This window comes from Acidiluteibacter ferrifornacis, assembly GCF_009909615.1.
Classification (GTDB): domain Bacteria; phylum Bacteroidota; class Bacteroidia; order Flavobacteriales_E; family Vicingaceae; genus Acidiluteibacter; species Acidiluteibacter ferrifornacis.
This window is the reverse complement of record NZ_WWNE01000008.1, coordinates 139,599-154,665: the sequence shown is the minus strand read 5'-3', so window position 1 is coordinate 154,665 and position 15,067 is coordinate 139,599. Positions and strand designations below refer to the sequence as shown.

Here is a 15,067-nt window from a genome sequence, read left to right as displayed (position 1 = left end):
TTTTTTTACATTTGTAGCATGAGAAAAATACTAATTTTCATAGGGCTTGCTATATCAAGCATTTGCGTTAATGCGCAATACAATCTAGACGTTGGGGTTTCACTAGGTGTTTCCAATTACCTAGGTGAGCTAGGAGGACCTAAAGGATCTCCCAAAAATAGCTTCATGGACATGAACTTGGACGCCACCAACTTTTCAGGTGGAGCTTTTGCAAGGTATCGTTTCCACAATCGATTTGCAGGAAAATTAGCTTTAAATTACATTCGATTGGCTAGTGCAGATAGTTTGACAGACGACCCTGTTAGAAGAGCAAGAAATTTAAGTTTTAAAACTGACGTCATAGAATTGTCTACTACAGTTGAATATTACTTCTGGACAATAGGTGATTTAAATCGTACTGGTCGTTATCGGAATGATTTCAAAGCATACATTTTTGGAGGGTTCAGCGCATTTTACTTTAACCCTACGGCAGAATACCAAGGAAAAACCTACAATCTAAGAGAATTAAGAACAGAAGGGCAATCTAGTGAATACGAAAAAGTAAGTTTTGCTTTACCTTTTGGAGCCGGATTTTATTTTACCTTTCAACGTAATTTTAGAATTGGAATGGAAATTGGCTACAGAGCTACTTTTACGGATTACTTAGACGATGTGAGTACCAGATATGTTAAAGACCCAGCAACTCAACTACCATATGTTGAATCACAGCTTTTGGCAAGTAGAACCAATGAAAGACGAGCAATAGAAGGAGATGCAAATTTCCCCCATGCTGGTTATTATAACAATGGTGCTATTCGAGGCAATCCAGATAGTAATGATGGATATTTGGTCGGACAAGTTTCCTTTTCTTACGCTTTCAGAGGAAAAAGCTCCTTCTACAAAAGACGCTATAACAGTGTGATCAACAAACGAAGAAAACGAACTAAGTTTTAAACCAAAGTTTTTTAAATATAGAACGCTCCTTGATTCCAATTCAAGGAGCTTTTTTATTTAGACCCATTAAAGCACTTTTCAAAGTGCTATTAGTACCTTACGATACAATCTTCTTTACAACAAAACCACTCAAGGTACTAAAGTGTACCGAAATGTCTTTTTTAAAATTATTCTACAGTCGACTTTATCGCTTCACATATTGAATTAGCTTGCGAAGCGGTTTAAAAAGCAGCGTAAAAGACCTAGGGGTCAATCCATTCATATCCCAAGCTTTTCGATCTTCTTTATTGGCTCTTAGTCGATTGGAGAGACTAGAATTACTCATCCCTCCTACTCGCATATTGACAATCACCCGAGGTAAATAGGCCATTTTTGCTGAATTCTTATGAATCATGCGAAGCATTAACTCATAATCTGCTGCCGAAACTAAATCCAGACTATACCCTCCATATTGAGAATAAAACTCCTTCTTGATAAAAAAAGTAGGATGTGGAGGCATCCAGCCCGACAGAAACGACCCCTTTTTGTATTCTCCAGATTTCCAATAGCGAATCACTTTATTGGTATCCATTTGATCCACATAGTTCAAATCGGCATACAAGGCATCAGCATTCGTCGCTATCATTTTTTGGACTACTTCTGACAACACTAGTTCATCCACATACATATCGTCTGAATTCAAGATCCCGATGATATCACCAGTAGCCAGCTTTATGCCTTTATTAATGGCATCGTACATTCCCTTGTCTTGTTCAGAAATGACTTGACTGATCTTATTCCCAAAGGAATGCACAATCTCTAACGTATTGTCGGTTGACTGTCCATCAATTAAGATATACTCTACATCTGGATAAGACTGATTAACTACCGATTGAATGCAATCTTGAATGGTCTTTGCACTATTGTAACAAACCGTTATGATGGAAATTTTCATATAGTTACTATTCTACTATTGTTCTGCTTTTAACTTTTTGTGCGGGGTTCCCTTGATAAACAAAATAGGCTTCCATATCTCGAGTTGCTACTGAATTCACCGCTAAAACAGAATGAGAAAAAGCTTTAACACCTGGACACACGATAGACTTGGCACCTATCCAAACTCCATCCTCCAAAGTTATAGGTAAAGTTATTAAATCAAAAGTGGACTTTTTAAAATCATGGTTACCACACAATAAAAATGCACCTTGAGATAGACAACAATTGGCGCCTATAGCAACTGTTGTCAAATTATCAATCCACACTTCTTCTCCTATCCATGTATGTTCACCAATAGAGAGCCTCCAAGGATATTTGATATTTACATTGGGCTTAATGACTACACCCTTACCTACCCGGGCTCCAAACAAGCGTAACAACCCTATTTTTATCGAATTAATTGGCAATAAATAAGACTTAAAAACTAAGGTATTGATGAAATACCAAATGGTACGAACTACAACTCCACGCCCTAGCTTAAAATCACTATTATCATATCGGGATAAATCTGTATGAATCATAAGAACAACTTTCTATTTTCGTCAATAACATCAACATGCACAATATTTTGGAGACTATAAGCATACGCTGCCTCTACTTTGACCTTATACTCCAATTCTCCTTCCTCTACCACTTTGGATATATACACTTTAAAGTCTTCAACGAGTAGCGGTAAGTCGGAACCCAAATTCTGAGCTGCTAAATTTCTCCATGGAGTATTTTGACTGATTATAACTGGCAGGGAAGCACATAAAGATTCAGCGATCACATGCCCATAATTTTCATGTTTGGTAGGAAAAAACAAATAATGGTAATGGTGCAAAATAGCATCCAATTGAGTTGGATGAATCAATCCTTTATAGTCAAAATGTACACTAGAATTCTTCATCAATTGAAGGCACTTTTCCCAATAGTTTCTATCTTCAATGGGTCCATAAATATCCAAATAAATCGCTCCTTCCTCCCATTCCCTTAGGACCTCTAATGCAAACAGCAAGTTTTTCTTTTCATTAATGCGTGAGAAAAAAACCAGTTTAAGTTCACCCGGAACTTTAAATCTAGATGGCAACTCTCTACGCAATGCTCTTCCTGCAATATTTTTAGCAATAGAAATCGTGGCACCTTGACCAAAAACCATCTCTATCTCTTTCCTTTCTTGTTCTGTAGACGCATGCCATTGAACATTTGCAAATATCCCCATCGCCCTAGCGATTGAAAGAAACACCCGTTTTTTAAGTGGTTTAATTTCTAAGGCCGCCTTCCCTAACATCCCTCGGGGGGCAACTATAATTCTATTAATTCCCAACCGTTTAGCAATTATTATTGGCTTTAAAGTGAACGCAGTCGAAAATAAACTATTGAAATAAATGATATCTGGAGATACCTCTAATATTAATTCCTTTAATCGTGAACGGCTCTGCTGTTCCCTTTTTAAATAAATAACCTTGATCTCATCATTGGTCATCCAAGTATCAGTTGGAACTCCTTCGAGGGAATTCACTTCCCCCAAATCATATGCAGAAGTAATAATGGAAATCTCTAGGTCTTCTTTTAACGTTTGAGCAATATTGAAAACCGATTTGATAGGACCCCCTGCTTTGAAGGCTGGGTAATACCAATCTATAAAAATGAGCAACTTTCTCTTAATCATTGATTTTGTTTTGTTGCAACCAGGCTTCTAAAATAATAATGGAATGATTCAATTGATTTCGCTTTTCCTTTGTTAAGCGTGGAAATCCATTAATGATATCCTTTCTTAATGGGTCTTTAATTACTTTTCGGTGGGCAAATTGATGCAACTTTTGAACTCCATCTTCAGTCTTGTCCCAACTCATCTCTAATCCAACCACATTTTTACTTACCGAATCATACCATTTCCTTAATCCAGTTTTGTGTTGATCAGGCAAATTTAAAAGGTAGCGTAATCGTTTCCACTCCAGATAGGGCCTATGAACCCTTTGGTGAAATACTCGTTGGGCATCATACAATGCAGGTAATTGTGCATTCACAACTCTAGTTTGTAGCTCCATCAACCCCAACTTAGACAAATAAGGGAACTGAAAACCTTCCGTTTGATAAACCACTGTCTTTCTAGCCCATCCTTGAACTTCATCTACAAATTCCACCTCCAAACTCTTTTTCAAAGAAGCAATAGGGTACAACCTGCGATAAGTGGGGTATAAATAATCTAGGTCAAAATAATCTTGAAAAATTAGCTGAGAATAAGTTTCTCCTAAACTTTGTTTGTGCGGAATATTAACCCAACGACTTAGAAAACTTCTTAAGTTTTTAGGGTAACTTAACAACCACTTTTTTGACTGAAGTCCCTCTAAAGAGTCGTATAATTTTCCTTTCCCCCATACTTCATTCTCACCAATCATTACAGCAAGATGTTTCGTTTTTAAATCAGCTTGCTCAAAAATTTCAAAATAATCAAGCGCATGAATGGAAGGATGATCCACCTTAGCAATCCATTTCATAAAACGATTTCCTCCTGTTGTTTCAGATTGTTCCAACAAAGTCGGTGAGTTTTCGCTGTTAAAACCTTCCAGTAGCTGATCCAAATGAAAAGTATGTTGTTCTCGTGTCCGCCCTTCTGAAATATAGTCATAATGTGAAGTAATCGACCAATAAGGAGTGATTGTAAACTCTTCATCATTCAGAATTAAATAATGAGCTGGTAGCAGTTGAGAAACACCCTTAATCAAAGTTTCTGATGAATGCACATGTCCATAAGAAATATAACTCCCTAAAGCTGAAACATTCAAAGCCCTATCTACTTCGTCTAGTTGTAGCAATGATTGAATAGAAGTAGAGCAAGCAAAAAAGTGATCCGTTTTAAAATAATAACAAGGGACAACCCCCATTTTATCTCTATACAACAACAATTCTCTTTTCTCTTGGTCAAAAATGACAATAAAAAAAGTCCCCTCTATTTGATCAATAAAATGTTTCCCCCATTTGGTATAAGCTGCAGCAACGATTTCTTCCTTTGAATTTACACCACCCAACTTCTCGGATAAGAAATTAAGGTTGGTTAAGACTCCCTTTACTTCAACTTCTAGTCGGTCAAATGCCCTTCCTCCCGAAATAGAAAATGTCTTGTAGTCATATGTTACAAATGCCGAACTCATGTCATCATTAAAATTTCTTCCCACAAAACTAAGGTAAATTGACCAACAAGGCACTCACTTTTTATCTATCTATCGTTTTATATAGCAGGCGATATTGAGCAGCAATCTTCTCAGGCCGAAAACGTCTAACATTATCTAAACCATTAATAATTAAGCGATCTCTCAATTTATCGTCATCTATTAATCGAATTATCCCTTCTCTAATAGCCGTTTCATCAAATGGGTCTACTAATAAGGCTCCCCCGTCCCCTGCTACTTCTGGCATTGAAGCAACATTACTTGTAATCACAGGACGACCGACTGCCTGGGCCTCTATAATGGGTAACCCGAACCCTTCATAGGTAGAGACAAAAGCAACCAAGTCACACGACTGATACTCCGAGATAATCTCTTCATTATTCAGTCCAGTTTTAAAGACACAATCGACCTGATGTTCTTGAAGCAACTTTTTTAAATCCGATGTGGGTTTCCCTATAATAATTAAGCGGCAAGAAATTCCATTTAAAGCAGCAATCAAACGAACTAAATTCTTATTTTTCTTAACCCCTAAATGCAAAATTTGAGGACAATGGGTATTGAAAGGTTTCGGATTAAAATCCATGGGTAAGGTCAGGGGATTATAGATCACTTCTATAGGAGTTTTATAGTTTTTTAAAGTCAGAATTTCCTGTCTACTGAATTCTGAAATAGTGGTAATTACCGTTGCATTGGCAATAGGCCAATCGAACCATAATTTTTGAAAGATCCACTTTTTAAAGCCGCTCTTCCGCTTCAATGCTTCTATGTCGTGAATGGTCAATACCGTCCTCTTAAAGGGCCACCACAGGAGGTAATGATCGTGGCCAGTGATGTGTTTTAAGTGTTTTTGGAACTGAGCAACAAAGGCTATATTTTTTAATCTAGGCAATAAGCCCACACTATGGTATGGCAGTTCAACTTCCTGTTGTTCAAGGTACGGAAGTAAGGTATTGAATACATTTTCAATACTGTTAAAACTTACTAATTTCTTTCTAAAAATAAGCATAACCAACAAGGTCAATTTTAGTAAAACAAGCTATTTATCTCCTTTAATTAAAAATTTAAATTGAAAAGAATTTGCAATTAACTTAAATATATAGAAAATAATTAGTGACTTAAACATATGATTTAATATCTTAATTAATTCAGTTTCTGCCTTTACCACCTGATAAAAAATTAAAACTAGCCAGATATATGTTAATGGAGATTTATGACCAGAAAAATTAATAAACCATTTTATAAATAATGAGATTAAAAGTCCATAAATAAATATTGCAAGCCAACCACCATAAATACCATAGTTCGCATAAAACTCACCTGTAATTGATAGCCCCATTGATGTTCCTCTTTGTAAATCCAGTCCAGTAATTCTCTTAAAATCTTCAATACCATCAGCAGCTCCTTTTTTATCAGGAAATAGAAATCGTGGTAAGAGACTAGAGCTGAAAGCTTCTCTTACGGTTTCTCCACCCAAATAATCTTCTTTATATGGTATATTACTCATTATCTTACTAATTATCCAACCTTGATTTAATCGGCTATTTACTTCATTAGTCTCATTTAACTTTTCACTTTCATAGTTTAAGGAGGATTTAGTCGTTGATTCTTGAAAAAATTGACTTTGTACTAAATTCCAAAAAACACTTAAAGCATCCTTTTTATTAGAACTAACCCACACTTCTGATCTTAACTCTGTTTTAACGGTTTGTATAGTAAAAACGACCCCGAAACTAATCACTAACATAAACATCTTTGAAACAAATTTCATTTTTTCAGATATCACAAAAAATGTGAGAAAAATAGCAATAAGCAAAAACCCATGAAACAGGCCAGAATATATCGCAGAAATAAAAAAGGAGGTAATGGTTAAAAGAAATAAACTCCATTTCCTATTTGGATAGCAAAAAAATAAATACACAACACCAATAATCAATACTAAATTCAACAGATATAGGACAAAACTTAAACTCGGAATACTTATTAAGGAAACAACTATCCTTGAAATTAGTCCAATTGTTACGAAAACAAAACCATGCTTTTTTAATGTATCCTTTTCCTCAGCAAATAAATCTACTATTTTCTGTTTAATCAACTTCACATTAACAAGTTGAAAGCCCAACCAAAGAAGTATCAAGGAAGGTACAATATAACTCATATAAGTAGATTCATCAACATACATGTAATATCTGTAATGTTGAACACTTATTTGATATGAAATTGATGCTCCTAATATCCACTGCAATGAAGCTATTAAAATAATTAATTCCTTAATCGGGATAAGATGACCAAGCTTATTTACAAAATCCAAAAAAACGTATAACGTAAATGATAATCCAATGTTTGTAATAAACAAACTGCTAGTAAAAATTAGGCTATAGGAAAAGTATAGGAGTGCAATTAAAACAGGAAGGTATCTATTATTAATCAAAGTATAATAAAGTGTTATACAAGTACGGAATGTTTAGGAGGCCAGTTTCTTAGTGATAATGAAAAATCTTCTACAATCAAATATCATAAAAATTAACCAGAATACAGAGACCTAAATCACCTTAGGGTATTTGAACATTAAAAATATTAAGAATAAATCGGCTTTATAACTGATTAAATACGTTATCTATTATCTTTTGGTACGAATAATCTATCGATTTCAATTTTTTATTGCAATTAGTTACACATCCCTTTCTCTCCTCCTCATTCTTTAGGTAATACTCACATTTATTTGCTAAATCTACAACATCATCAAAATATACTACTTCTGTGTTTGAGGTAAAAAAACTTTGAGCTTCATCACTTCTTTCATGCAACATGAATCCTCTAGCCGCAGGAATTTCGAAGGTTCTCATGTTAATTGAGTTTTTATTTTGTTTTCGTAATAAGTTTAGGTTTATTTTAGATGCCGCTATAGTTTTCAAAAGATCCTCTGCATTTTTTTGACCATCTACAATTACATTTGATCCTAAATCAGGCCAATTACTCCCGAAAATATGTATTCTAATCATTAAATTTCTCCTCTCAAACTCTAAGGCCAATCCCCTTATTAGCTGGTGCCTTTCATCGTCACCATTCCCTACAAAAGATATTTCATATTTATATTCCGCATCCAAAGGGTAAATTATGGTTTCATCGACGCCAAATGGTAAATATTTTATATGGTTAGCGCCTGCTGCTTTCAGTTTTAAATCTAAATGCCTAGTCCAAATACAATAATAATCATAGACAGCAATCGATTTAATTATTTCTTCATTTGAAGAAGCTCTATTAAAAGGGTCGTCGGGATTAAAACAAATAAGCTTTATCGAAGGATTATTCTTTTTAATAGTAAGCAAAGTATCTGACTTAATATCGGTTCCCTTCATTACAAACATATAGTCATAACATCCATTTCCAACTTTTGTCATCAAAAGCTCATTCTGTACTTTAAAGTGCCGTGTTCTAATAAATGAAACCTTATTCAATATCCTATTTATAAAATTACTATAGGAAATTGGCTTTACTTCAAAATCTTCAATTTTGAATCCCTTCAAACTATGCAAAGCTCTTAAAATACTTAAAGAAGCACTAGAATAGGATTTTCTATAATTCTGATAAACGTATAAAAGGCTCTTCATGACTTACTTTCCTGATAATATATAAACTTGTCTTTTCCCTGAATGACTAGAGTCAACACAAATATTAGAAAAGTTTCTATCCCATCGAGGGTGCAAGTCACATTTCAAATCTGTATCTTGGAATTTTTGAGGTACACTAAACCATCCCAAGGATTTTTTTGAGAATGTATCCATCTCAATAAGCATTAACTCTTGCTTTCCTTCCGAATTAGGATATGTATCATTTACAAACTGTTTCCTATCCTTACTAAACATTGGATGACCATCCTCCTTTACAATTTCACGAGCAACAACAAGATCGTTATCTTTATCGGTCACATCTATAATTCTAAAGTATTCATTGGTCATCTTACTCTTTAACGATGGATTTAGACTTCTAATCAAGCGTATAATTTGTTTAAATGGGAACTTATGAAGCATCCCCATCTTATGTGCAGAATTGATCAAACTTTTAGATGGCCTACTCCAAATTAAAATTTTACTATCATTAAACCAATCAAAATGACTTTGCTTTCCTTCTGAAATAAGTTTTAATCCTGTCCCATCACTATTAGCAACAAAAAATCTCGAATACAGTGCCCCCTCAGCAGTATGAAATCGCTCAAAGAAGCAGAACCTAGTACCTGAGGGGTTGAAAGAACAGTGAGTAAAGAAACGTTTAAAAGAATCAAAATTACTTTTTCGACCTATTTCAAATGTTTGAGCTAGAGAAATTAACAATTTACTAGTATTATTTACAAGGTCAACTTCAAAAATTCCATTTGTGGCAGGAGCAATTTCATCTTGATCAAAGTCCTTTTGCAGTTCTGCATATCCATACCCCTTCCATAACTCACCGAGTCTGGAAAAACTATAGGATAAAGCCTTTTTTCCAGAATGATCGATTTCATAAATTGGTCTTTCTATAACAGACTCAAATTTACTCTCACCAACATTATATATTTGAGAAATTAACCGATCATTTATCCTTTTGTTATATATTATGCTTGAAGAATTAGGAATCCATTGGAGTCTACTTCCTTGTTGCCAATTCCAGCAATTTGTCTCATCTATTATGTTTATCTCCTCCTTTTGGGGATGCCAAAGCGCTATATTAACAAAGTCTGCTTTTGTTCTTGCCTTTATATCATCTTTTTCTGCTTGATGTATTGCTAAAAGCTCATTAGCCTCATTCCATGGACAGATATCATGAAAACCTACAAAATGGGCTAAATCACCACTCAAACCCTCTGTGCTACATAAATAATCAACCATTTACAATCTTTTTTATAACTTCAACATATTCATTTACACTCCAATTCATAATGATTTTCTTACCATTATTCTTATACTTTTTTAATAGTTTATCATCATTAACTAATTGTTCGATTGAACTTTTTAGTTCCTCCTGACTATTTTTATTAAAAATAACCCCAGTTTTGTTTTCAACCAATTCAGGCCCACAAGCCACATCACTACTTACGATGATAGACGTTGAAAAGTTTAAAGCTTCATTTACGACAAGACCCCAAGTTTCACGAATAGATGGCAAAACTAAAATATCAGCAATACTGTAATAGGCAGGCAATTCTGTCTGATTCTTAAACCCTAGAAACAATACCCTTTTAAAATTATCAGGTTCATTAATTTCTTGAGCTTTATTTAGCAATGAATCCCTTAAAATACCATCTCCTATAAATAGCAAAGTCGCTTTACATTTCAATATGCTATTTTGAAAAGCATCTAAAAGCATTATAGGTTGTTTGATAGCTGTATATTTTCCACAAAACATAAGCACTACTTCATTCCTTTCTATTGATAGTCTTTCCTTAAAATCAAAATATTCTTCACCGTCAAGCTCTCTTTGTTTAAAAAAATCATTATCAACAACATGTGGAGCATGAATTAATCTATCAACCTTTACCCTAAAACTCTTAAAAAACTCTTTATTAAACCGACCTGTATATAAACAGTAAGATGCATTTCGATAAACACTACCGTAAACAAAATCCCTTAAGAGTCTATTAAATTTACTTCGATTAGGTTCTCCGTTAAGGTGTGCAATATTTCTAACAATAATTTTAGATCCCTTAATTTTTGAAATCCAAAAACTTAAATACGATGTAAAACTATTAACACCGTGAAAATAAACAAAATCATTTCTAGTTGACAAAATAGAAATAATTAGAGAAAAATTAATGTATTTAAAGAAACCATTTCCAAATCCATAATTCTTAAAGACCTTACTTTTATAACCATCTCTTAAAGGAATATCCCAACTAAAGGATACTCCAAAATCCTTATCCAAAGATTTTTGCTGTCCATGATCAGAACAAAAAAAAACTTCAACGTCTAAGCCTTCAATCTTGGGCAAGCTTCTCCACAAAACCGCATGATACTGAATAGGATGACTAACAATCACTTTAAACTTCTTCCGTTTGATCATCAATATAAAATCAAGTTAATTTGTCTGCACATTCTATTTTTGGCACGAATATAAGAATAATGCATACCATTTCGACTATGATTAGAATTCAAATCATTTTTAATTTAATTATCCTCAATTAAATGTCAAGGTGGAAATCTATCTTTGTAAAAATTTTCTAGATTGTTAAGTTAAAAGCATTCATAGCTTTCAAACTATTTAGTAGATAAAAAATTAAAGAATAATTGGTATGCCGTCTCTGCATAATATTGATATTGTATCGGATTTGGGTTCTCCCTAATTAAAGGTTTTACATTAAAATTTGAGATATCGTTAAAGTTAATTCGAAGTACTCTAGGCTCTATCATGCTGTCATAAGCATAAGTACCCTTCATCTCATGGGGATACCAGACATCCAAACCACAGCCTAAATATTCAAAAAGTTTATTAGGAGCACAATGAATCACATTCTCTGTTTTAGCTTTGTATAAAATAACTCCAATATGATGTCTTTGTAGTACATGAGCTACATCCTTATACATTATTGCTGAATGAACAGATATCTCCAAATCACCATAGTTCCCTTGAAAGTTTTCAATAAAGGCATTTAATTTAGAGCAATATATGCTTAAATGAATAGGTATTCGCTGTTGTTTTAGAATTTCAACTAATTCCTGTAAATAACTACCACCCTTCGTTAGGGTATATCCAACAAAAACAATTTTTATAGTTTCTCCTCTTGTCCACGCCTTATTTTTTTTTACCCACTCTTTAGATGGATAATTCGGTAACACTCTATGTTTCCTTGGAAGATAAGTTATGCCATAGTCCTTTAAGAACCTATTCAATCTAACTGTATTAGTATGTGAGATCCATTCGCATCTAGAATATAAGAATATTTCCTTTTTGTGAAAAAACCGCTCAACTATTGAACTTTGATTGTATTCTTCTAAACTAACATACTCATGAAAATGTATATAGACATCCGCCTTTTTATTTATAAATCTTTTATAAATATATACAGGGAAAGCAGACAAACTTTCATAGTAAAGAATTTTTTGGGGTCGCTTTAATAATAATAATAATAAGCCTAACACATTAAAAAATAAATATGTATACCAAAGGCAAAACTTTGACCCACCAACATTTCCGAATCGAAAAACCTTTACCTTTTTTAAAAACCCCCTATTGGAAACTTGGCCATTGGTACTGATGCAATATATTGAATTGAGCTCATTTTTTTTCCCCAAATAATCTAACATATTCAAGATTGGGGGATAATTTTCTAGAGGCCGAAAATGAAAGATAAAAAATGAGCTCGAGTGTAATTTTGACATAATTTAAACATCTTGATTTCTCAGTTGCACAATATATTGACACATATTAAATCACCGATTATAACTGGTATTTAATGGAAAGAAGTTAGAATTTCAATTTCTTCTTTAATTTTAGGCTAATTAATTTAAAAAAATGCATGGAAAAGATATGGCCTAAATACCCATCAACACCAACTACTTTTACTAAATAGGGATATTTAAGCAGATACAATACGATACTCATTTTTATATCAGCCTTTTGGATATCAATTTCTTTTTTATATTTTAAATCGCAGAACTGGTCAATTTTATCCAACAGTTTCAATTTATCACTCCACCTGTTGAACTGAATGTTTGGTGTTGCTCCTGAAACCCCACCATCATGTCTTCTATATGCACTCATTACTTCAGGAAAGTATTTGCAGATACCCTTTTTAAGAATCATCACTTGTAAAATATAATCTGTAGAATAAGCGTCGAAGAAAAAAGGAGGAAAACCGTTTTCAAGTGTTTCTTTGCGAAAAAGCATGGAGGCTGTTCTAATAAACCATCCCTGTTTAAGCACAATAGATAAGTCTATAACTTTATCTTTTCTGGTGGCTATTTTAAACACATTCCCGTTAGCATCAACTTCATTACTAGAATGGCAAGCCATCATATAATTAGGGTTTGCATTTAAAAAGTCGACCTGCTTTTGTAATTTTAGAGGATCCGTCCAATAGTCATCCCCTTCACAAATTGCGATGTATTTACCCTTACCCTCAAGCATCGACCAAGCAAAATTACGTGCGATACCCAGATTCTTCTTGTGTCTAGTGTACTTTATCCAAGCCCCTTTGGGGTGAGTACTTATAATTCTATTGACTATTTGTTTTGTATGGTCAGGAGAACAATCATCAGCAATAATTAACTCTACCTCAAAGTTACATTGTTGCATCAAAACACCATTAATGGCTTCTTCTATATAATGCTCATGCCCATAAGTTATCATTGCAACTGATACCATCATCTTTTTCCCTCAGTTAAACCTATTTACTAAATAAACTATTCTGATAATATTGCTTATTTATTGTACATTAAGTGAAAAAAATAGAAAATTTTTAGCGTCCCTAAAAAGAGAAATAAAGTCTAACTTTTTTAAATGAAATTTAAAAATATTCCAATATGCTCTATTTATATCTCGCCTTAAAATTTTTTTTGACTCTAAATCACCAATAGTAGTATAAACAAGTAGTAACGTTTTGAGAGCTTCTTGTACCCTAAAATTGTAACGAGCCCTAGTCCAGACACCACCATCATGAACACGATACGCTGCCGACGTCATATTTTCATGAAAATAGGCCTCCCCAAAACGAGACAAATGAGCATGCGTAAATGTATCCATATTGAAAACTTTGCTAACCTCCGGAAATTTCACTGCCTTTCTCAACGCATCACCTCTTACAACGTTACTCGCAGTTGGCATTATCGGCCCAGAGAGCATTTCAAACGAAGAATAGCTTCTCTTATTATTATTCGAATTGCTGTAGTGTTCAATTGGCTCAGAATTTTGATCGACAACTTTCACATCGTGAAAACTCATTACAAAGTTATCTTGCGTTTCCAAAAAATCAATTTGTTTTTGTAATTTATTTGGATCTATCCAGAAATCATCTCCTTCACATAAAGCTATATAATCCCCTTTACACGCTAAAATTGTCTCTGACCAATTCTTACCGACGCCTAAATTTTTGCTTCTTGTTTGAAATCGAATAAGTTCAGGATTTTGCTGTGCATATTCTAGACATATTTGTCCAGTTGAATCTGTTGAGCAATCATCTCCAATAACAATCTCTAGATTATAGTCTAGGTTTTGCTTTAAAACACTATCAATACATTGTTTTATATATTTCTCTTGGTTATAGGTGATAATACAGGCAGAAACTAAAATATTACGCTTACTCATCTAATTCCAAATTAACTGACACATAAACTTTCCTTCCTTCTTCATCAAAAAAGTAAGCATTTTTATAATCTCCATGAGTCAGTGCTCTTAATCTATTAATTACTTCCCTGTATGTGACCTTTTCATCCAGTTCCAATTCACATAAGTCTATAAAGTCTCTTTTTAAATATACTTTACCTTGATTTTCAAAACTATTGGTTATATATGTATTATCAATAATAGAATCAAAATATTTCTCGAACAATTCAATTTCTTTTGACAAAACTCGATTATATATGTCTATAGATGTATCATAAAGATATTTTGGAACTGTTTCATGAGCTATGATAGGACCATGATCCAACTTTTCATCCATTTCATGAATAGTTGCTCCAATAATAGTATCATGGATAATTGCGAATACTTGCGGATACCAGCCTCGATTAACAGGATTATAACCAGGATGAATATTTATACAGCGGACCCCCTCAACAAGCTCTTTAGGAAACAACTGCATGCAATGCATTGAAATAATCAAATCATAGTTTAACAAAAGTTCTCTCCAGTCCCTTTTTACATTTATTACTAAGTTCTTTCCATTAAAATCTTCATGTTCCCATATAGATGAGCGTATAGGACTATGCTTATAATCTATTTTCAATTCCTTCCGATCCCTCTCTTGAAACAATTTTTTTATCCGAATATACTGTTGAACATTATCACTTAAAACCAATACTCTCATAATTTAAAATGCT

At 33.5% G+C, this 15,067-nt stretch carries 14 protein-coding genes; 1 reads left to right on the top strand and 13 read right to left on the bottom strand.

Annotated elements, in window-relative coordinates:
* Positions 1–18: 18 nt before the first annotated feature.
* Positions 19–933: a DUF6089 family protein gene (locus GQN54_RS11085; RefSeq protein WP_160633613.1), complete on the top strand. Its 915-nt coding sequence runs from the start codon at positions 19–21 to the stop codon at positions 931–933.
* Positions 934–1,117: 184 nt separating this feature from the next.
* Here GQN54_RS11085 and GQN54_RS11080 read toward each other — a convergent pair whose 3' ends face one another.
* The 13 genes from GQN54_RS11080 to GQN54_RS11020 form a co-directional block, all read right to left on the bottom strand.
* On the bottom strand, positions 1,118–1,867 hold the full coding sequence (locus tag GQN54_RS11080; protein ID WP_160633612.1) for a glycosyltransferase family 2 protein: 750 nt from the start codon (positions 1,865–1,867) through the stop codon (positions 1,118–1,120).
* Between the two features lie 7 nt (positions 1,868–1,874).
* A complete protein-coding gene (locus GQN54_RS11075; RefSeq protein ID WP_160633611.1) occupies positions 1,875–2,429 on the bottom strand; it encodes a WcaF family extracellular polysaccharide biosynthesis acetyltransferase in 555 nt (184 codons plus the stop codon).
* Positions 2,426–3,559 (bottom strand): glycosyltransferase, encoded by a 1,134-nt coding sequence (locus GQN54_RS11070; protein ID WP_160633610.1) that lies wholly within the window; start codon positions 3,557–3,559, stop codon positions 2,426–2,428. Before GQN54_RS11070 ends, GQN54_RS11075 begins: the two co-directional genes overlap by 4 nt.
* Positions 3,552–5,066 (bottom strand): asparagine synthetase B family protein, encoded by a 1,515-nt coding sequence (locus GQN54_RS11065; RefSeq protein ID WP_160633609.1) that lies wholly within the window; start codon positions 5,064–5,066, stop codon positions 3,552–3,554. The genes GQN54_RS11070 and GQN54_RS11065 overlap by 8 nt, the downstream gene beginning before the upstream one ends.
* 37 nt (positions 5,067–5,103) lie before the next feature.
* Positions 5,104–6,066 (bottom strand): glycosyltransferase family 4 protein, encoded by a 963-nt coding sequence (locus tag GQN54_RS11060; protein WP_160633608.1) that lies wholly within the window; start codon positions 6,064–6,066, stop codon positions 5,104–5,106.
* A 30-nt stretch (positions 6,067–6,096) separates the two neighbouring features.
* Complete coding sequence (locus GQN54_RS11055; protein ID WP_160633607.1) at positions 6,097–7,368, bottom strand: hypothetical protein; 1,272 nt, start codon at positions 7,366–7,368, stop codon at positions 6,097–6,099.
* 283 nt (positions 7,369–7,651) lie between these two features.
* Positions 7,652–8,668 carry a CgeB family protein gene (locus GQN54_RS11050; protein ID WP_160633606.1) on the bottom strand — a complete coding sequence of 339 codons (1,017 nt, stop codon included), beginning with the start codon at positions 8,666–8,668 and terminating at the stop codon, positions 7,652–7,654.
* Between the two features lie 3 nt (positions 8,669–8,671).
* Positions 8,672–9,922 (bottom strand): hypothetical protein, encoded by a 1,251-nt coding sequence (locus tag GQN54_RS11045; RefSeq protein WP_160633605.1) that lies wholly within the window; start codon positions 9,920–9,922, stop codon positions 8,672–8,674.
* Positions 9,915–11,093 carry a glycosyltransferase family 4 protein gene (locus GQN54_RS11040; RefSeq protein WP_160633604.1) on the bottom strand — a complete coding sequence of 393 codons (1,179 nt, stop codon included), beginning with the start codon at positions 11,091–11,093 and terminating at the stop codon, positions 9,915–9,917. The genes GQN54_RS11045 and GQN54_RS11040 overlap by 8 nt, the downstream gene beginning before the upstream one ends.
* Before the next feature lie 194 nt (positions 11,094–11,287).
* Positions 11,288–11,920: a hypothetical protein gene (locus GQN54_RS11035; protein WP_160633603.1), complete on the bottom strand. Its 633-nt coding sequence runs from the start codon at positions 11,918–11,920 to the stop codon at positions 11,288–11,290.
* Positions 11,921–12,494: 574 nt separating this feature from the next.
* Complete coding sequence (locus tag GQN54_RS11030) at positions 12,495–13,397, bottom strand: glycosyltransferase (protein WP_160633602.1); 903 nt, start codon at positions 13,395–13,397, stop codon at positions 12,495–12,497.
* A 57-nt stretch (positions 13,398–13,454) separates the two neighbouring features.
* Entirely contained in the window at positions 13,455–14,333 is an 879-nt protein-coding gene (locus GQN54_RS11025) for a glycosyltransferase (RefSeq protein ID WP_160633601.1), read from the bottom strand.
* Positions 14,326–15,054 carry a dTDP-4-amino-4,6-dideoxyglucose formyltransferase gene (locus tag GQN54_RS11020; protein WP_160633600.1) on the bottom strand — a complete coding sequence of 243 codons (729 nt, stop codon included), beginning with the start codon at positions 15,052–15,054 and terminating at the stop codon, positions 14,326–14,328. The genes GQN54_RS11025 and GQN54_RS11020 overlap by 8 nt, the downstream gene beginning before the upstream one ends.
* Between the last annotated feature and the right edge of the window lie 13 nt (positions 15,055–15,067).

What these genes read in the sequence shown, in the direction of transcription:
- GQN54_RS11045 (WP_160633605.1), bottom strand. Translation starts at nt 9,922, where the DNA reads ATGGTTGATTATTTATGTAGCACAGAGGGTTTGAGTGGTGATTTAGCC.
- GQN54_RS11085 (WP_160633613.1), top strand. Translation starts at nt 19, where the DNA reads ATGAGAAAAATACTAATTTTCATAGGGCTTGCTATATCAAGCATTTGC.
- GQN54_RS11040 (WP_160633604.1), bottom strand. Translation starts at nt 11,093, where the DNA reads ATGATCAAACGGAAGAAGTTTAAAGTGATTGTTAGTCATCCTATTCAG.
- GQN54_RS11075 (WP_160633611.1), bottom strand. Translation starts at nt 2,429, where the DNA reads ATGATTCATACAGATTTATCCCGATATGATAATAGTGATTTTAAGCTA.
- GQN54_RS11025 (WP_160633601.1), bottom strand. Translation starts at nt 14,333, where the DNA reads ATGAGTAAGCGTAATATTTTAGTTTCTGCCTGTATTATCACCTATAAC.
- GQN54_RS11050 (WP_160633606.1), bottom strand. Translation starts at nt 8,668, where the DNA reads ATGAAGAGCCTTTTATACGTTTATCAGAATTATAGAAAATCCTATTCT.
- GQN54_RS11080 (WP_160633612.1), bottom strand. Translation starts at nt 1,867, where the DNA reads ATGAAAATTTCCATCATAACGGTTTGTTACAATAGTGCAAAGACCATT.
- GQN54_RS11030 (WP_160633602.1), bottom strand. Translation starts at nt 13,397, where the DNA reads ATGATGGTATCAGTTGCAATGATAACTTATGGGCATGAGCATTATATA.
- GQN54_RS11020 (WP_160633600.1), bottom strand. Translation starts at nt 15,054, where the DNA reads ATGAGAGTATTGGTTTTAAGTGATAATGTTCAACAGTATATTCGGATA.
- GQN54_RS11060 (WP_160633608.1), bottom strand. Translation starts at nt 6,066, where the DNA reads ATGCTTATTTTTAGAAAGAAATTAGTAAGTTTTAACAGTATTGAAAAT.
- GQN54_RS11070 (WP_160633610.1), bottom strand. Translation starts at nt 3,559, where the DNA reads ATGATTAAGAGAAAGTTGCTCATTTTTATAGATTGGTATTACCCAGCC.